Origin of the sequence: Streptomyces atratus (assembly GCF_040655115.1) — a bacterium.
In the GTDB taxonomy this organism is placed as follows: Bacteria; Actinomycetota; Actinomycetes; order Streptomycetales; family Streptomycetaceae; genus Streptomyces; species Streptomyces atratus_D.
In genome coordinates this window covers 193297-211756 of sequence record NZ_JBFAJH010000004.1, presented here as the reverse complement: position 1 = coordinate 211756, position 18460 = coordinate 193297, and the positions used below count along the sequence as shown (strand labels likewise).

General features: G+C 71.0%; 17 protein-coding genes. 15 read left to right on the top strand and 2 right to left on the bottom strand.

Annotated elements, in window-relative coordinates:
- Positions 1-74: 74 nt before the first annotated feature.
- Together AB0I23_RS07810 and AB0I23_RS07805 are read left to right on the top strand one after the other, a co-directional pair.
- On the top strand, positions 75-941 hold the full coding sequence (locus AB0I23_RS07810) for a phosphatase PAP2 family protein (RefSeq protein WP_359107827.1): 867 nt from the start codon (positions 75-77) through the stop codon (positions 939-941).
- Positions 938-1903 carry a hypothetical protein gene (locus AB0I23_RS07805; protein ID WP_359107825.1) on the top strand — a complete coding sequence of 322 codons (966 nt, stop codon included), beginning with the start codon at positions 938-940 and terminating at the stop codon, positions 1901-1903. Before AB0I23_RS07810 ends, AB0I23_RS07805 begins: the two co-directional genes overlap by 4 nt.
- Positions 1904-2145: 242 nt before the next feature.
- Here the strand turns inward: AB0I23_RS07805 and AB0I23_RS07800 are convergent, their stop codons facing one another.
- Entirely contained in the window at positions 2146-2700 is a 555-nt protein-coding gene (locus AB0I23_RS07800; protein ID WP_359107823.1) for a PadR family transcriptional regulator, read from the bottom strand.
- 28 nt (positions 2701-2728) lie between these two features.
- A complete protein-coding gene (locus AB0I23_RS07795) occupies positions 2729-4744 on the bottom strand; it encodes an NADPH-dependent 2,4-dienoyl-CoA reductase (protein WP_359107821.1) in 2016 nt (671 codons plus the stop codon).
- Between the two features lie 206 nt (positions 4745-4950).
- On the opposite strand from AB0I23_RS07795, the gene AB0I23_RS07790 reads away from it, so the two are divergent.
- The 13 genes from AB0I23_RS07790 to hypF all read left to right on the top strand — a co-directional run bounded on the left by AB0I23_RS07790 (position 4951) and on the right by hypF (position 18444).
- The gene (locus tag AB0I23_RS07790) at positions 4951-5475 is read left to right on the top strand and encodes a DoxX family protein (protein ID WP_359108031.1); all 525 of its coding nucleotides are present in this window, start codon (positions 4951-4953) and stop codon (positions 5473-5475) included.
- A 214-nt stretch (positions 5476-5689) separates the two neighbouring features.
- The gene (locus tag AB0I23_RS07785; RefSeq protein ID WP_359107819.1) at positions 5690-7474 is read left to right on the top strand and encodes an enoyl-CoA hydratase-related protein; all 1785 of its coding nucleotides are present in this window, start codon (positions 5690-5692) and stop codon (positions 7472-7474) included.
- A gap of 59 nt (positions 7475-7533) precedes the next feature.
- The gene (locus AB0I23_RS07780) at positions 7534-8619 is read left to right on the top strand and encodes a hydrogenase expression protein HypE (protein ID WP_359107817.1); all 1086 of its coding nucleotides are present in this window, start codon (positions 7534-7536) and stop codon (positions 8617-8619) included.
- Between the two features lie 113 nt (positions 8620-8732).
- A complete protein-coding gene (locus AB0I23_RS07775) occupies positions 8733-10517 on the top strand; it encodes a nickel-dependent hydrogenase large subunit (protein WP_359108029.1) in 1785 nt (594 codons plus the stop codon).
- Entirely contained in the window at positions 10514-11128 is a 615-nt protein-coding gene (locus AB0I23_RS07770; protein ID WP_359107815.1) for a hypothetical protein, read from the top strand. Before AB0I23_RS07775 ends, AB0I23_RS07770 begins: the two co-directional genes overlap by 4 nt.
- Positions 11125-11796, top strand: coding sequence for a DUF5947 family protein (locus AB0I23_RS07765; protein WP_359107813.1), 672 nt, complete (start codon positions 11125-11127; stop codon positions 11794-11796). Before AB0I23_RS07770 ends, AB0I23_RS07765 begins: the two co-directional genes overlap by 4 nt.
- Positions 11793-12503, top strand: a complete 711-nt coding sequence (locus AB0I23_RS07760; protein ID WP_359107811.1) for a DUF6084 family protein — start codon at positions 11793-11795, stop codon at positions 12501-12503. The genes AB0I23_RS07765 and AB0I23_RS07760 overlap by 4 nt, the downstream gene beginning before the upstream one ends.
- Entirely contained in the window at positions 12500-13948 is a 1449-nt protein-coding gene (locus AB0I23_RS07755; RefSeq protein ID WP_359107809.1) for a hypothetical protein, read from the top strand. The genes AB0I23_RS07760 and AB0I23_RS07755 overlap by 4 nt, the downstream gene beginning before the upstream one ends.
- Positions 13945-14493 (top strand): hydrogenase maturation protease, encoded by a 549-nt coding sequence (locus AB0I23_RS07750; protein WP_359107808.1) that lies wholly within the window; start codon positions 13945-13947, stop codon positions 14491-14493. Before AB0I23_RS07755 ends, AB0I23_RS07750 begins: the two co-directional genes overlap by 4 nt.
- A gap of 19 nt (positions 14494-14512) precedes the next feature.
- Entirely contained in the window at positions 14513-14617 is a 105-nt protein-coding gene (locus AB0I23_RS41610) for a DUF6893 family small protein (RefSeq protein WP_436846892.1), read from the top strand.
- 123 nt (positions 14618-14740) lie between these two features.
- Entirely contained in the window at positions 14741-15133 is a 393-nt protein-coding gene (hypA, locus tag AB0I23_RS07745) for a hydrogenase maturation nickel metallochaperone HypA (RefSeq protein WP_359107807.1), read from the top strand.
- 3 nt (positions 15134-15136) lie between these two features.
- Positions 15137-16039: a hydrogenase nickel incorporation protein HypB gene (hypB, locus tag AB0I23_RS07740; protein WP_359107805.1), complete on the top strand. Its 903-nt coding sequence runs from the start codon at positions 15137-15139 to the stop codon at positions 16037-16039.
- On the top strand, positions 16036-18444 hold the full coding sequence (gene hypF / locus AB0I23_RS07735) for a carbamoyltransferase HypF (RefSeq protein ID WP_359107804.1): 2409 nt from the start codon (positions 16036-16038) through the stop codon (positions 18442-18444). Before hypB ends, hypF begins: the two co-directional genes overlap by 4 nt.
- Positions 18445-18460 lie beyond the last annotated feature (16 nt).

The window sequence follows — 18460 nt, the reverse complement described above, 5'->3', positions numbered from 1 at the left end:
TACACTGGCGTATCGATATGGCGTGGACTGGACCATGCCGCCGTAACAGCGCTTCGTCAGCAAAGGGGCACCGGGTGACGTACGCCCGCAGCGAGCCCGCAGATCGGGAGCCGGACACTTCTGCCCGACCGCCCCTCGTCCGCGAGCTCCTTCTCGTCGTAGGGCTCTTCGTGGACTACAAACTCGGCCGGCAGGCCGCGAACGGTCACGTCGAGGAGGCGTACCGCAACGCCGGACACGTCTGGGACTTCGAACGCGCGGCGCATCTGCCGAGTGAGGGCGCCGTGCAGGGCGCGCTGCTGCACAGCGAGACGCTGATCCGCCTCGCGAACACCTACTACGCGACCGTGCACTTCCCGGCCACGCTGCTCTTCCTGGCCTGGCTGTACGGGCGCCGCCCGCGCCACTACGTCTGGTCGCGCCGGATCCTCGCGGCGCTCACCGGTGCGGCTCTCGCGCTCCATCTGCTGTTCCCGCTCGCCCCGCCGCGGATGCTGCCCGCCGCCGGACTGGTCGACACCGGCCAGGTGTACGGGCCGACGGTGTACGGAGACACTCCGGCGACCGACTCCATGGCGAACCAGTTCGCCGCGATGCCCTCGCTGCACTTCGGCTGGGCGCTGATGGTCGCCGTCGGACTGATCGTGGCGACGCGTTCGCGGTGGCGGTGGCTGTGGCTGCTGCACCCGCTCGTCACCCTGCTGGTGATAGTCGGCACCGCCAATCACTACTGGCTCGACTCGATCGTCGTCAGCGCGCTGCTCGCCGTCACGTTCGCGGTGCTGCGGCTCCAACGGACGGAGCAGGTCCGAGGGCATCTGCCGTGGCCGTCCGGCGCCGGGGGCGAGCCCGCACTCGCCGGTACCGCGCTCCCGATGTCCCATGTTCCCGACCCGGCCGTTTCCCAGGCGTACGCCTCGTCGTCGGGGGGCCGGCCATGAACGCCACACTGATCGCCGTCGCCCTCTCCCTGGTCTCCGCCGCCGCGTACGCCTCGGCGGCGGTGGCTCAGGCCCGGCTCGCCGGGCGCACCCAGCCGGGCACCGGGGTGCTCCGGATGCTCGGGCGCGGGGCGTGGTGGTCGGCGGTCGGACTCAACGCCGCTGGCGCGCTGCTGCACGTAGCTGCGCTGAAGTACGGGCCCCTCACCCTCGTCCAGCCGCTCGGCGCGCTGACGCTGGTCGCCGCCGTACCGTTGGGTGCGCGCGCCGCCGGGCGCCGGGTGACCGGGACCGAATGGCGCGGCACGATCCTCACCCTGCTCGGCCTGGGCGCCCTGCTGCTGACGGCGGGCGGCTCCGCACCGCACGAGACGCTGAGCCTGGTCGAGACGCTCGCGGTCGGTGCGGCGACCATGGCGGTCGTCGCCGGACTCAGCCGGCCGGGAGCCCGCCCCGGACTGAGGCATGCCGCGGCGTCCGGCATCACGTCAGGCGTCGCCTCGGCGCTCACCCAGACTCTGACGGTGGCGGTCACGGACCACACGGGCCCGCTGTTCAGCTGGCGCCTGGTGACAGCGGCGCTGCTCGTCTCGGCCTTCGCGATGGGGGGCCTGCTGCTCTCGCAGACCGCCTACCGGGGTGGTCTCGGCGCGCCGCTCGCGGTCGTGACACTCGCCAATCCCGTCGCCGCCGCGGCGATAGGTCTGGCGCTGCTCGGCGAGCGCCTTCAGGGTGGGACGATCGCGCTGGTCCCGGCGCTGCTGGGGTCGGCGGCGGCGGTGCGGGGGGTCATGCTGCTCAGCCGGGCGCAGGAGGGGACGACGCCGTCGGCGTACCGGGCCAGGATCGAGGCGGAGCCTGCGCCGAGTGTGCCGTCGCGGGTCGTGATCGGCAATGCCCGGACGAAGGATCAGCTGACGCTGCGTCCGGAACTCGGCAGGACGCCGGTCGGCGGGTCGTAACGGCCTCCCCCGCGACAGGGGGTGGGTTCCCGGCGTCGTGCGACTCCGCTTGCCGCGTTGTCGTCAGTCACCGACGCTCAGCGTCGACTCCTTCCTCCGCCTTGCCATCGAAGTCGCACGACGCCGCTCGCCGATCCACTTCCCGTCGCGGGGGAGGCCGTCGGGCGACCGGCGCCGGGTGCGTCCGGTGGCGCTTCTTACGTGGTCCCTCCCATGGCCTCAAGAGCATGGGAGGGATCCCCTCACCCTCTCGGCGGGCTCGAACCGGTGTCCAGGATCCCGTCCAGCGCCCGTGTCAGCCAGCCGATCCAGAAGTTCTCCAGATCGATGCCGCCGCGGAGCACGAGATGCCGCAGCCGGTCCTCCTCCGAGTTCCGCTCCGGCGGGAAGTCCCGCTCCTCGATCTCCAGATACTCGGCCAGCTGCTGCCGGTGCAGCTCCAGATGGCGGCGGAGTTCCACGTCCAGGCCGGGTGCGCCGACCACCGCCGCCGCGCGCATCCGCAGCAGCAGCGGATCGCGGATCTGCTTCGGGTCCTCCCGGAGCGCCACCCATGCGGACAGGGCCGCGCGGCCCGCGGGCAGGACCTCGTACTCCTTCTTCTGCCCACGGGCCGGCTGTGCCGAAGGCAGGGCCCGGATCTGTCCGGCCTGCTCCAGTTTTCCCAGCTCGCGATAGATCTGCTGGTGCGTGGACGACCAGAAGTAGCCGATCGACCGGTCGAACCTGCGGGTCAGCTCCAGCCCCGACGACGGCTTTTCGAGCAGGGCGGTGAGGATCGCGTGCGGGAGTGACATGGAGAGCATCCTAGGGACGGCCCGGGCGTCACAGAGCTGCCGCGAGCTCCGTCCCCTGGCGGATGGCCCGCTTGGCATCCAGTTCGGCGGCCACGTCGGCGCCGCCGATCAGATGCGGCGTGCGGCCCGCGGCGATCAGCTCCTCGTGCAGTTCCCGCCGCGGCTCCTGACCGGCGCAGAGCACCACCGTGTCCACCGGCAGGAGGTGCTGCTCGCCGTCGACCGTCAGGTGCAGACCGTCGTCGTCGATGCGGTCGTACGTGGCGCCCGCGATCATCGTGACGCCTCGGTGCCGCAGTTCCGTACGGTGGATCCAGCCGGTCGTCCGGCCCAGCCCGGCGCCCACCTTGCTCGTCCTGCGCTGCAGGAGATGTACGGTGCGCGGCGGCTTCGGGCGCTCGGGGAGGCGCAGGCCGCCACGCTCCCGGTACGCGGTGTCGACCCCCCAGTGCCGGAAGAACACCTCCGGATCGAGGCTCGCCGCATCGCCGCCGTCCGTCAGGAATTCGGCCACGTCGAAGCCGATCCCGCCCGCACCGATGATCGCGACCCGCTGACCGACGGGCGCCCCGTCGCGCAGGACGTCGAGGTAGCTGACCACGCTGGGATGGTCCAGGCCCGGGATCGCGGGGGAGCGGGGTGTGACGCCGGTGGCGAGGACGATCTCGTCGAAGCCGTCGAGCGTGTCCGGCGTCGCCTTCGTACCGAGCCGGAGCTCGACCTGTTGCTCCGCGAGCCGGGTGCGGAAGTAGCGCAGCGTCTCGTCGAACTCCTCCTTGCCGGGGATCCGGCACGCCACATTCAGCTGGCCGCCGATCTCGTCGGCCGCGTCGAAGAGCGTCACCTCGTGCCCGCGCTCGGACGCCGATACGGCGCACGCGAGCCCGGCGGGACCCGCTCCGACGACCGCGACGCGCTTACGGGTCCGGGTCGGCGACAACGTGAGTTCGGTCTCGTGGCAGGCGCGCGGATTGACCAGGCAGGAGGTGATCTTTCCGCTGAACGTGTGGTCGAGGCACGCCTGGTTGCAGCCGATGCACGTATTGATCGCGTCGGCACGTCCCGCGCTCGCCTTGGCGACGAAGTCCGGGTCGGCGAGGAAAGGCCGGGCCATGGACACCATGTCCGCCCGCCCGGACGCGAGGATCTCCTCGGCCACCTCGGGGGTGTTGATCCTGTTGCTGGTCACCAGCGGTACGGAGACGGCCCCGCGCACCTTTTCGGTGACCCAGGTGTACGCACCGCGCGGCACGGACGTCGCGATGGTGGGGATGCGGGCCTCGTGCCAGCCGATTCCGGTGTTGATGATCGTGGCCCCGGCCGCCTCGATCTCCCGGGCGAGCCGCACGACCTCCTCCAGCGAGGAGCCGCCGGGCACCAGGTCCAGCATCGAGAGCCGGTAGATCAGGATGAAGTCGCTGCCGACCCGCTCGCGGACCCGGCGCACGATCTCGACGGGGAACCGGATGCGGTTCTCGTACGAGCCGCCCCAGCGGTCGGTGCGATGGTTGGTCCCGGCGGCGATGAACTCATTGATCAGATAGCCCTCGGAGCCCATGATCTCGACACCGTCGTAGCCTGCCTGCCGCGCCAGCTCGGCGGTCCGGACGAAGTCCTCGATGGTCTCCTCGACCTCGTCGTCCGTCAGGGCGTGCGGGGTGAAGGGGCTGATCGGGGCCTGGATCGCGCTCGGCGCCACCAGATCCGGGTGGTGCGCGTACCGGCCGAAGTGGAGGATCTGCATCGCGATCCGGCCGCCCGCCGCATGCACGGCGGCGGTGACCTGGGTGTGCTGCTCGGCCTCCGCCTCCGTGGTCAGCTTGGCGCCGCCGGGATACGGGCGGGCACGGTCGTTCGGCGCGATGCCCCCGGTGACCATGAGCCCGACTCCGCCGCGGGCGCGGGCGGCGTAGAACGCCGCCATCCGCTCGAAGCCGCGCTCGGCCTCTTCCAGGCCGACATGCATCGACCCCATCAGCACCCGGTTCGGAAGGGTGGTGAACCCGAGGTCGAGCGGGCTCAGCAGATTCGGGTACGGGGTCATCCGGCGGCTCCTCGCGCAGTGTCGTTGCGCCAGTTGTAGACGAACGGAACGTCATTGTGCAACAAGTTGCACAATGACGTTCGTCGCACCGGGCGGACCACCCGACGCCATCCCGGACGGAGTAGTACCGGGGTACGTCCATTCGTTGCGGCGCGGAGAGTGGATCCGTGACCCCGACCACCCCCCACTACCCCACGGAGCCCCCGATGACCTGCGTCAACCGGCGTGACCTCGGCCTTCTTTTCCTGCGCGTCGGCACCGGCGCGGTCCTGGCCGCGCACGGCACCCAGAAGCTGTTCGGCTGGTTCGGCGGCGGGGGTATCGAAGGAACCACCGCGGGCATGGAGGCCATGGGCTTCCATCCGCCCAAGCACAGCGCCGTCGCCGCCGGACTCGGTGAGGTGGGCGGCGGCGGCCTGCTGGCCCTCGGCCTCGCCACACCCGCCGCCGGAGCGGCGGCGGCAGGCGCCATGGCGGGTGCCGTCGCCGTCCACGCGCCCGCGGGCTTCTTCGCGCAGAGCGGCGGGTACGAGTACCCGGCGTTCCTCGGCTTCACCGCCGCAGCGATCGGACTGACCGGCCCCGGCCGGTACTCCCTCGACCATGTCACCTGGCATGTGTTCGACCGGCCGTGGATGGTCGCGCTCGCCTTCGCGGGCAGTGCCGCCGGGGTCGTGGCCGTGGTCGGGAAGCGGTCCAGGGGTCTGAGGAAGAACGCGGACGCGAAGTGAGCCGACGGTGCATCAGGGCCGCACTGGCCGCCCTGATGCACCGTCGTCCCCATGGCTGCGTTTTCGGCCGTCGGGTGGCCGCAGGACTTTCCCCCTTTCGAGTGACTCCGCCGCCCTGTGGTGACGGAGCCCGTCGGGTGTGACCGAGGCTTGCAGGCGGCCGGACCTGCTCCGGTCGGGAGCCGCAGAACCTCAGAGCCGCTGGGAGTCCGCCGTGCACATCCTGCTCGTCGCGAGTGCGTTCAACAGCCTTACTCAGCGCGTCCACGCGGAGCTGCGGGACCGGGGCCACACCGTGGCGGTCGGACTCGCACTCTCCGATGACCATCTGCGGGGCGAGGTCCGACGGTCCGCACCTGACCTGATCGTGGCTCCGATGCTCAGGACTGCCATCCCGCGGGACGTGTGGTCGGCGTACACCTGCCTCATCGTCCATCCCGGACCCGTCGGCGACCGCGGACCGTCCTCGCTCGACTGGGCGATCCATGAAGGCGTCACCCGCTGGGGCGTGACGGTTCTGCAGGCCGACGAGGAGATGGACGCCGGAGACGTCTGGGCGTCGGCCGAACTCCCCGTACCACAGGTGGGCAAGAGCGACCTGTACCGCAACGAGGTCTCCGACGCGGCGCTGACGGCGGTGCTGCAGGCCGTCGACCGATTCGCCTCGGGAATGTACACACCCCGGCCCCAGGACAGCGCACGCGCCACCGACGGCACCCGGCCGTATTTCCGACAGGAACTCCGCCGGATCGACTGGCGGTCCGACTCCACCGAGACCGTGCTGCGCAAGCTGCGGGCGGCCGATTCGCAACCCGGCGTGCTGGACGAACTGCTCGGCGGCGAGTGGTTTCTGCACGGAGGACACCCCGAGGACCGGCTGCGTGGCCGCCCCGGAGAGCTGCTCGCCACGCGGGCCGGCGCGGTCTGCCGGGCGACCCCGGACGGCGCCGTATGGATCCCGGAACTGCGGGCCAGACGGCGGCCGGGAGAGCCCGCCCCGCTCAAACTCCCCGCCGTCCTGGCGCTCGGTGACCGATTGCCTCCGCTGCCCGAGGACCCGGTCCCGCCGGACGCACCCGAGCGCCGCGGAACCTGGACCGACATCCGCTACGAGGAGACCGGCGCCGTCGGACATCTCATGTTCTCGTTCCCCGGCGGGGCCATGAGCACCACGCACTGCACGCGCCTCCTGGACGCGTACCGGACCGCCTGCTCCCGGCCCACCTCGGTCCTGGTGCTGGGCGGCGGCCGGGACTTCTTCTCCAACGGCATCCACCTGGGCGTCATCGAGGCGGCGGCCGACCCCGGCGAGGAGTCCTGGGCCAACATCAACGCGATGAACGACCTGGTGCAGGCCGTCCTGACCACCACCGACCGGCTGGTGATCGCCGCCGTGGGCGGCAACGCCGCCGCCGGAGGAGCAATGCTCGCCCTGGCCGCCGACGAGGTCTGGTGCCGCAAGGGATCGGTCCTGAACCCGCACTACCGGCTGATGGGACTCTCCGGCTCGGAGTACTGGACCCGCACCCTGCCGCACCGAGTGGGCCCCGATGTCGCCGAACGGCTCGTCCATGAAGCGCTGCCACTCGGCGCCGAAGCCGCCGAACGGCTCGGCCTGGTGGACCGGACGGTCGCCTGCCCGCCCCAGGACTTCACGGGCGAGGCCCTCCGGCTGGCCGTCCGGCTGGCCTCGTCGACCGGCGTACAGGCCCGGATCGCCCGGAAGAAGACGGTGCTGGAGCGCCAGGAGGCGGTCAAGCCGCTGGCCGTCCACCGGCAGGAGGAACTGGCCGCGATGCGGTCCATCTTCTTCGACCCGGACGCGCCCTACCACTCGCTGCGCCGCGCCTTCGTGCGCAAGGAACCCCCGGTCCGGACTCCGAACCATCTCGGCACCGGCGTTCCCGGCACGCGTACGGCGGAACCTTCCGCCGGCCGGGTCCGCAATGTCACCGCAACGGCGGCGCTCGCCGTCGCACCTGGACCGACCGACTGTTAGCTGGACATGAACGCCGAAATGCGGGCATTCATTGCAGAGCTCTCCAAGGAGGCATCCCCATGGATGCAGCAACAGCGAACACGGTCGGCGCCCCGGCAGAGGGAGCGGCCGCCGACGAGGAGTCCCCGATCCACATCCTCTGGATCAACGCGGGGCTGAGCTGTGACGGCGACTCGGTGTCGCTGACCGCGGCGATGCAGCCCAGCATCGAGGAGATCGTGCTCGGTGTGCTGCCCGGGCTGCCCAAGATCCAGGTCCACTGGCCCCTGATCGACTTCGAATGCGGTCCGGTGGGCGGTGCGGACACCTTCATCGAGTGGTTCTTCAAGGGCGAACGCGGCGAGATCGACCCCTTCGTGCTGGTCGTCGAGGGGTCCATCCCCAACGAGTCGATCAAGAAGGAGGGGTATTGGTGCGGCTTCGGCGACAATCCCGAGACAGGCCAGCCCATCACCACCAGTGAGTGGATCGACCGGCTGGCGCCCAAGGCCCTGGCGGTCGTCGCCATCGGTACCTGCGCCACCTACGGCGGCATTCATGCGATGGCCGGCAATCCGACCGGTGCCATGGGCGTACCCGACTACCTGGGCTGGGACTGGACCTCGAAGGCCGGTATCCCGATCGTGTGCGTGCCCGGCTGCCCGATCCAGCCGGACAACTTCTCGGAGACCCTCACCTACCTGCTCTACCAGGCGGTGGGATCCGCACCGATGATCCCGCTGGACGACAAGCTGCGCCCGGCCTGGCTCTTCGGAGCCACGGTGCACGAGGGGTGCGACCGGGCCGGCTACTACGAGCAGGGCCAGTTCGCCACCACGTACGACTCGCCCACATGCCTGGTCAAGCTCGGCTGCTGGGGTCCCGTCGTCAAGTGCAACGTGCCCAAGCGCGGCTGGATGAACGGCATCGGCGGCTGCCCGAACGTCGGCGGGATCTGTATCGCCTGCACCATGCCCGGATTCCCCGACAAGTTCATGCCGTTCATGGACGAACCGCCCGGCGGCAAGGTCTCCAGCGCCGCCAGCGGAGCGTACGGAGCGGTGGTCCGCAGGCTCCGGTCGATCACGGCGAAGACCGTGGACAAGGAACCGAAGTGGCGTCACAAGGGCTCCAAGCTGACCACCGGGTACCGATCGCCCCGGTGACCGGCGCGGCGTCCGCCGGGCGCCCCGCACCCCGCGATCGGTGAACGTCCCGTTTCCGCCCCGCTTCCCTCCTCCACCAACTCCCACTCCCCAGAAGGGTCATGGCACACACAATGGCACCCACGACGAAGGCGGCCGGTGACGGCAGTGGCCTCGTCGAGATGGCCTGGGATCCGATCACCCGGATCGTAGGCAGTCTCGGCATCCACACGAAGATCGACTTCAAGCAGAAGCGGGTCGCGGAGTGCTACAGCACCTCGTCGGTCTTCCGTGGCTACAGCGTCTTCATGCGGGGCAAGGACCCCCGGGACGCCCACTTCATCACCAGCCGCATCTGCGGGATCTGCGGCGACAACCACGCCACATGTTCTGTCTACACGCAGAACATGGCCTACGGGGTGAAGCCGCCGAACCTCGCTGAGTGGATCATCAACCTGGGCGAGTCGGCGGAGTACATGTTCGACCACAACATCTTCCAGGAGAACCTGGTCGGGGTCGACTACTGCGAGAAAATGGTCCGTGAGACCAACCCCGGAGTCCTGGAACTCGCCGAACGCACCGAGGCGCCGCACGCCGGGGAGCACGGCTACCGCACGATCGCCGACATCATGCGCTCCCTCAATCCCATCGAGGGAGAGTTCTACCGCGAGGCCCTTCAAGTGAGCCGCTACACGCGGGAGATGTTCTGCCTGATGGAAGGGCGCCATGTGCACCCCTCCACGCTCTACCCGGGCGGTGTGGGCACGGTCGCGTCCGTCCAGCTCTTCACGGACTACCTCAGCCGCCTCATGCGGTACGTGGAGTTCATGAAGCGGGTCGTCCCCCTGCACGACGACCTGTTCGACTTCTTCTACGAGGCGCTGCCCGGGTACGAGGAGGTCGGCCGCCGGCGGGTGCTGCTCGGCTGCTGGGGAGCGCTCAACGACCCCGAACACTGCGACTTCACGTACGCCAACATGACGGACTGGGGACGGAAGATGTTCGTCACCCCCGGCGTGATCGTGGACGGCAAACTGGTCACCAACGACCTCACCGAGATCAACCTCGGCATCCGGATCCTGCTCGGCAGTTCGTACTACGACGACTGGCAGGGCAAGGAACAGTTCGTCACCCACGACCCGCTGGGCAACCCGGTGGACCCACGCCACCCGTGGAACCAGCACACGATCCCCGCACCACAGAAGCGGAACTTCGACGACAAGTACAGCTGGGTGATGTCGCCCCGCTGGTTCGACGGCAAGGACCACCTGGCACTGGACACCGGCGGCGGCCCCATCGCCCGCCTCTGGTCCACCGCCCTGTCCGGGCTCGTCGACGTCGGCTATGTGAAGGCCACCGGCCACAGCGTCGTCATCAACCTGCCGCGCACGATGACCAAGCCCGAGACCACCTTCGAGTGGAAGATCCCGAAGTGGAGCAACGCGCTGGAACGCAACCGCGCCCGCACCTACTTCCAGGCGTACGCCGCCGCGATCGCGCTGCACTGTGCCGAGAAGGGGCTTGAGGAGGTCCGCGCCGGACGCACCCAGACCTGGGAGAAGTTCGACGTGCCGGACGAGAGCATCGGCGTCGGCTTCACGGAGGCCGTACGCGGCGTGCTCTCCCATCACATGGTGATCAGGGACGGGAAGATCGCCAACTACCACCCGTACCCGCCCACCCCGTGGAACGCCAGCACCCGGGACACGTTCGGCACCCCCGGCCCCTACGAGGACGCGGTGCAGAACACACCGATCTTCGAGGAGAACACCCCGGAGAACTTCAAGGGCATCGACATCATGCGGACCGTCCGCAGCTTCGACCCCTGTCTGCCGTGCGGCGTCCACATGTACGTGGGCGGCGGCAAGACCGTCGAGCAGATGCATGTGCCCACCGGGCTGAGCGGACTGGCCGGATGAGCGCCGCAGCGACGGTCGTCGCACCGCCGAGGGCTCTCGACGCCGTGGAGGCCGGGCAGCGGGTCGAGGACCTGCTCGACCGCCTGAGCACCACCGGCGACCAGGAAGTGTGCGCCGCAGCAGAGGAGTTGGTGCGGGTCCTGATGGACTTCTACGGCGCCGGCCTGGCCCGGATCGTCGGCCGCCTCGGCACCCCCGCGGACCGGGGAACCGGCGACGGACCGCTCGCCGCGCTGCTCGACGACGAACTCGTGTCGAGCCTGCTGGCTCTGCATGATCTGCACCCGGAGGACATCGGCACGCGCATCGCGCGCGCCCTGGAATCCGTACGCGACCCCGTCGAGGTCGTCGGCTACGACGAGGAGACCGGCATCCTGCGGCTGCGCTCCTCGGCCGAGGCCGGTGACGACGGTGGCTGCGGCTGCCCGAGCACGGGCGCGGCGACGCGGCGCAGTGTCGAGGACGCGCTGGCCTGCTTCGTACCGGAAGTGGACCAGGTGGTGATGGAGTCGGTGACCGTCGATCGGGAGCCACCCCTGCTCCAGATCGCCACCCGCCCGCCGGCCGGAACTGCCGGAGCCGGGGCGACCACTGCCGCGAAGGCGCCGTGAGCGCCCCCCCGACCAGGGCCGATCGTCGCCCGGCCTCCGTTGCCCGCGCCCGAGGCCTGCGCAGATTCGCCGCGCCGCCGGAACCCAGGCAGGAACGGTGCGAGCTGTGCGGCGTGCCCGTGGCCGAGGGCGGTCACCGGCATCTCGTGGACACCGAGAAGCGTGCCCTGGCCTGTGCGTGCACCCCGTGCGCCCTGCTGTTCGAGAAGCCAGGCGCAGCCCACGGACGCTTCAGAACGGTCCCCGACCGCTATCTGTCGGATGCGGACCACCGCCTCGACGACGGTGCGTGGGAGCTTCTGCAGATCCCGGTCGGCGTCGCGTTCTTCTTCCGCAACGCGGCGCTGGACCGGCTGGTCGCGCTCTACCCGAGCCCGGCCGGAGCCACCGAGAGCGAACTCGACCCGGAGACCTGGCAGACCGTGCTCGGCGCCAGTCGCCTCGCCGCCCTGCTCGAACCCGACGTCGAGGCGCTGCTGATGCGTCGCACGGAGGGCCGGGCCGAGTGCTACCTCGTACCGATCGACATCTGTTACGAACTGGTGGGACGCATGCGCCTGTTGTGGCAGGGCTTCGACGGCGGCGCCGAGGCGAGAGCCGATCTCCAGGCGTTCTTCGCACACGTCGAGGGACGCGCCCGGACCCTGGAGAAGGGGCAGCCGCGGTGACGGAATTCGCCTTCACCTGCACCGGGGTCCGCGCCGACCCGTACGCGGCGGGTCCCACGCTGGTCTTCAGGCTGCGCATCACCGCGTCCGGAGAAGCACGGGTGCACGCCCTCGCGCTGCGCTGCCAGATCCGCATCGAACCGGCCCGGCGCGGCTACGAGCAGGGCGAGGCGGACGGACTGCACGACCTCTTCGGCGACCGCTCCCGCTGGGGAAGCACGCTCCAGCCCCTGCAGTTCGCCCAGGTCTCCCTCATGGTCCCGTCCTTCACCACGGAGACCGAGGTGGACCTCGTCGTGCCCTGCACCTACGACCTGGACATCGCCGCGGCACGGTACTTCGACGCACTCCAGGACGGTGAGGCGCCACTCCTCCTGCTCTTCTCCGGCACCGCCTTCGCCGGGGACGGCGGCTTCCGCGTCGAGCCGATTCCCTGGGACCGCGAGGCGCCCTTCCGGATGCCGGTGGCGGTGTGGAAGGACATGATCGAGCAGCACTTCCCGGGCTGCGGCTGGATCCGGCTGCCGCGCGACACCATGAACGCGCTGCTCGCCTTCCGCTCGCGGCAGGCCCTGCCGTCCTGGGAGGCGACCGTCCACGCTCTGATCGACCTGGCCGGAGCCGCAGGAACTCCACCTCCGCAGTCCTCCGAGCGTCCGGGGCACCGGGCCGTACTGCCCCGCGTCACCGAGAGGACGGCGCCGTGACCTCACCCCTGCTCACGCCCGCGCTGGAGTCCCGGTTCGCCACCGCACGGCAGGTGGCCGACACCGTCCTCTTCGAGGGCTATGTGCTGTACCCGTACCGGGCCTCCGCGGCCAAGAACCGGCTCCGCTGGCAGTTCGGGGTGCTCGTCCCGCCGGGCTGGGGCGCCGACCGCGAGGAGCACGACTTCCAGCACACCGAGTGCCTGATGGAGCCGAAGCCCGGAGCGACGCTCGCTGTCGAAGCACGGTTTCTGCACGCCCAGCGGCGCACGGTGCAACAGGCCCGCGACGACGGCACGTTCGAGACCGTGGCCGAACTCGACCTCGCCGACCGGGTGCTGGTCCCCTGGGACGAGGGCGCCGAAGAACGCGTCGAAGTGGTTGTGGACGTCGCCGAACTGGCCGGGGACGGTGTCACCGTCCCCTTCACCCGGCCTGCCCACGAGGAGACCGAACCCGTCCTGGACGCGGGCGGGCGGACAGTGGGCCGCCTGGTCCGCCGCTGCGAGGAGATCAGCGGCGTGGTGCGGCTGTCCGTCCGCGAACTCGACGGTCCCTACCGGGTCGTGCGGCTCACCGCCGTGGTGGAGAACACCAGCACCTGGACGCCGGACTCGGCCGAGGCCGACCGGGACGCCGCGCTCCCGCGGTCCCTGGTCGCCGCCCACCTCCTGATGGGTCTCAGCACGGGCTCGTTCCTGTCGATGACGGACCCGCCCGAGTGGGCGAAGGACGCGGTCTCGGCCTGCCGCAACCTGCACACCTGGCCGGTGCTCGCCGGGGAACCCGGACGCGCGGACCTGATGCTGTCGTCCCCGATCATCCTGGACGACCATCCGGCCATCGCCCCCGAGAGCCCCGGAGCTCTGTACGACGCCACCGAGATCGACGAGATCCTCGCCCTGCGCACGGCGGCCCTGACCGACCAGGAGAAGCGTGAGGCCCGCGGCACCGACGCCCGGGCGGCCGCGGTCATCGACCTGGCCGAGTCGATGCCCCCTGAAGTCCTGGAGCGACTGCACGGCGCGGTACGGGCCCTGCGCGAGATCACCGGACCGGACACGCCCCCGCCCGCCGCCCAGGACCCCCTCCCGGACGGCGCCGACCTCATCGACGCCCGCGGCGTGCTCCGCCCCGACACCCCGTGGTGGGACCCCGCGAGCGACGACACCGCCGACCCGGCCCGGGACCGGATCCTGGTGGACGGCCGGTCCGTGGGCGTGGGCAGCCGCGTCCTTCTGCGACCGGGGCTGCGGCGGACCGACGCCCAGGACCTGTTCCTCAAGGGCCGCAGCGCACAGGTCGAAGCGGTGCTCCACGACGTCGACGGCGGCGTGCACCTCGCGGTCACCGTCGAAGGCGACCCGGGCGCGGACATCCGCCGTGAGCAGGGGCGCTTCCTGTACTTCCAACCGGACGAGATCGCCCCCCTGGAGGATGCGTGAACGCCCACGCGCAGGAACGTCCGAGAACCCTGGTCGCCGGGATCGGGAACGTTTTCCTCGGCGACGACGGCTTCGGCGTCGAGGCGGTGCGCGCACTGTTCTCGAACCCCCTCCCCGACCACGTCGAGGTGGTCGACATCGGCGTACGGGGCGTCCACCTCGCCTACCAGCTCCTCGACGGATACGACACGCTCGTCCTGATCGACGCCACCGAGCGCGGCGGCGCCGCCGGAACCCTGTACCTGATCGAGGTCGACGAACCCGGCGCCGTCGAGCCGCAGAACGCACTGCTCGACGGCCACCGGATGTCCCCCGACGCCGTCCTGGCACTGCTCGGCACCCTGTGCGCGGGCACCGGAGCCGTACCGCCGAGGCGCACGTTCGTCGTCGGTTGCGAACCCGACAATGTCGACGAGGGGATCGGGCTGAGCGCTCCCGTGGCCGCAGCAGTGCCACAGGCCGTACGGATGGTCCTGGACCTCGTCCAGGAAGAAGACCACCGGGCCGCCGCCCAGCGGACGGCGTCCGGTCCTGCCACGAACTGAGCAGAAGGAACCCACCACCATGAAGAAGACCCTCATCTACGGCCTGACCGCCGCCGCTCTCGTCGCCGTCGCCGCGCAGATCCTGCCCGACGTCAAACGCTATCTGCGGATGCGCTGCATGTGACGGCGCCCGCCGCCCGGCCCCTGGCTGCACCGAATGGTGCATGTGCCGTACGGGTACCGGCGAGCCGGTCCGCCGGCCCCCGTCACCCGCCGCTGTAATGACGCACGGCAGGACGGAGATGCAATGCATGAGATGTCGATCGCCATGGCCGTCGTCGACCAGGTGGAGGAGGCGGCTCAGGCGGGCGGAGCCGTCTCGGTCGGGTCGGTCCGGCTCCAGGTCGGGGAACTGGCCGGAGTCGTTCCCGACGCCCTCTCCTTCTGCTTCGGTCTCGCCTGCGCCGGGACCGTCCTGGAAGGCGCCGAACTCGTCGTCGAATCCGTGGCGGCCCGCGCGCGGTGCGAGCCCTGCGCGGACGAATGGGCGGTCGGCATGCCACCCCGGCTGTGCTGTCCGGCCTGCGGCGAGCCGACCGCCGAACTTTTGTCGGGCCGCGAGTTGCAGATCGTCAGCGTGCACTGGCAGGACGGCCCCGAACACGAACACACCCGCGAACCGATCTCCCAGGAGCGCTGAACGATGTGCCGTGAAGTCGACCTGCAGCAAGCGGTACTCGCCAAGAACGACGCGACGGCGCACAGCCTGCGAACCGGCCTCACGGCCCGCGGAACCACCGTCGTCAACCTGCTCTCCAGCCCCGGCAGCGGTAAGACCGAACTGCTGGAACGTGAACTCGGCCGGGCCCGTGAGAAGGGAGTCCCGGTCGCCGCGCTCACCGCCGACCTCGCCACCGAGAACGACGCGGTCAGGCTGGCCCGGTCCGGAGCCCCGGTCAAACAGGTGCTCACCGACGGACTCTGCCACCTGGAGGCCGGGATGTTGGGCCGCCACATCGACGGCTGGCTGCCCGACGGGACCCGGATCCTCTTCGTGGAGAACGTCGGCAACCTGGTCTGCCCCGCCTCGTACGACCTCGGGGAGACGCTCAGGGTCGTCCTCGCCTCCGTGACGGAAGGCGAGGACAAACCGCTGAAGTACCCCACCGCGTTCGGACTGGCCCAGCTCGTCGTGGTCACCAAGACCGACATCGCGGAGGCCGTCGGATTCGACGAGGCCGCATTCCGTGCCCATGTCCAGCAGGTCAACCCCGGTGTGGAAGTGGTGCTCACCGCCGCCCGCCGCGGGGAAGGGGTGGGAGCGCTGCTCGACCGGGCCCTGGCCGCCGGGGAAGGCACCCCGGTCCACACACCGGTGATGGCCCGACAGCACCCGTACCAACCGCACGCGCACACCCACCACGACCACGGCACGCACGACGGCCAGCACACCCACACCCACACCCATACCGGCGTGCATACCCACACGCATCCGGACATCGGTACCCACGATCACCCGCACACCGGCCCCCACGCACACGCGCACCCCGACGAGCCGCTCGTCGTGACGACGGCACCCGTCTCCGCGGCGCAGCACCGCCCGTGACCGCCCCACAGCCCGGGACCCCCGTCGCCGGAGCCGTGCAGCGGCGGCGGGTCGTGGTCCGCGGCGTCGTGCAGGGAGTCGGCTTCCGCCCCTACCTGTACGCCCGCGCCACCGGGCTCGGGCTGGCCGGACACGTCACCAACACCACCGAAGGCGTCGTCGCCGAGGTCGAGGGCGCGCCGGCCGCCGTGGCCCTGTTCTGCGACCGGATCGCCGCGGACGCCCCACCGCTCGCCCTGGTGGACTCCGTCGACCACAGGGAGGTCCCCGCCGCCGGCGGCTCCCGCTTCAGCATCATGGACTCCCGGACCGGCGGACCGGCCCGGACACTGGTCTCCCCGGACGTGGCCACCTGCGCCGACTGCCTCACCGAACTGGCCGACCCGGACGACCGGCGCCACCGCCACCCCTTCATCACCTGTACGCACTGCGGCCCCCGCTTCACCATCGTCACCGGAGTGCCGTACGACCGCGCACACACGACCATGGCCCGATTCCCGATGTGCGCCGACTGCGCCCGCGAGTACGCCGACCCCGCCGACCGGCGCTTCCACGCCCAGCCGGTCGCGTGCCCCGCCTGCGGCCCCCGGCTGCGACTGCTCGTCGGGCGGCCGGACCGCGCCCTGCCCGCACAGCCCGCGACCGGACGCGACCCGGTCGCGCAGGCCCGCCGGCTGCTGTCCGACGGCGCGGTTCTCGCGATCAAGGGCCTCGGCGGCTACCACCTCGCGTGCGATGCCGAGAACTCGGCCGCGGTGTCCCTGCTGCGCCGCCGCAAGGCCCGCGGCGACAAGCCGTTCGCCGTGATGGCCCGCGACATCGACGCCGTCGCCCACCTCGTGCAGGTGGGCGGTGAGGAGCGGGCCCTGCTCATCGGCGGTGTCCGGCCCGTCGTCCTGCTGCGCCGCCGCGTCGGCGCTCGGCCGGGCCCCGGCACCCCCTGGCCGTCCGACGCGGTCGCCCCGGGCAGCCCCGACCTCGGCGTCATGCTCCCGTACACCCCGCTGCACCACCTGCTGCTCGGCCTGCCCGGTGACCCGCCGGGACCGCGCCTTCTGGTCATGACCAGTGGCAACGTGGCCGGTGAACCGATCGTCACGGATGACGACGAGGCGCTGGATCGACTGGCCCACCTCGCCGACGCCTGGCTCACGCACGACCGCCCGATCCATGTGCCGTGCGACGACTCCGTGGTGCGCGTCTGCGACGGGGAGCGGCTGATCGTACGGCGCTCACGCGGCTACGCCCCGCTGCCGCTCGCCCTTCCGCACCCGGTACCGGCGATCCTCGCCACCGGCGGCGACCTGAAGAACACCTTCTGCCTCGCCGAGGACCACAGGGCCTGGCTGTCCGCCCATGTCGGCGACATGGACGACCTCGCCACCCAGCACGCCTTCGAACGCGCCGAACAGCACGTGGAGACCATCACCGGAGTGCGGCCCGGCATCATGGCCACCGACCGGCATCCCCGCTACCGGACCGGCCAGTGGGCCCTGCGCCGGGCCGACGGTCGGCCGGTCGTCCGTGTACAGCACCACCACGCGCATATCGCCGCCGCGATGGCCGAGCACCGAAAGGACGGCAGCCGCCGGGTGATCGGCGTCGCGTTCGACGGCACCGGTTACGGGGACGACGGGGCGGTGTGGGGCGGCGAGATCATGCTGGCCGACTACGAGGCGTACCACCGCTTCGCGCACCTCGCGTACGTTCCGCTGCCCGGCGGCGACGCCGCCGTGCACCGACCCTACCGCATGGCGCTCGCCCATCTGTACGCGGCCGGCATCGGCCGGACGGAGGAACTGCCCTGCACGGCGGCTTGCCCGCCGGACGAACAGCGCGTGCTGCTGCGGCAGTTGGAGCGCAACCTCAACTGCGTCCCCACCTCCAGCATGGGCCGGTTGTTCGACGCCGTCTCCTCGCTGGCGGGCGTCTGCCACCGGGCCGGCTACGAAGCCCAGGCAGCCGTCGAACTGGAGGCCGCCGCGGTCGGCGCCGCCATGGACCTCGGACCCGGTTACGGCTTCGCGCTGCGCCCGGCGGACGCGGGCGACGGGCAGCCGTTGATCATGGATCCGTCGCCGGTACTGGCAGCCGTCGTCGACGAGGTGCGTGCCGGTACGGCGCCGACGCTTGTCGCCGCACGCTTCCACGCGGCCGTCGCGGACCTCGTGTTCCAGGTCTGCGTCGCGGCCCGCGAACAACACGGCCTGCACGAAGTCGCCCTGACCGGAGGTGTGTTTGCCAACGCCCTTCTCTCCTCCCTGTGCGCAAGGACGTTGAGCGAGAACGGTTTCACCGTCCTGCGCCACCGGGAGGTCCCCCCGAACGACGGCGGACTGGCGCTCGGCCAGCTCATGGTGGCCGCCCGCACCGAAGCGGCGCGCACGAGCGCCACCGCCGACTGACGTCCTGCCCGGCCGA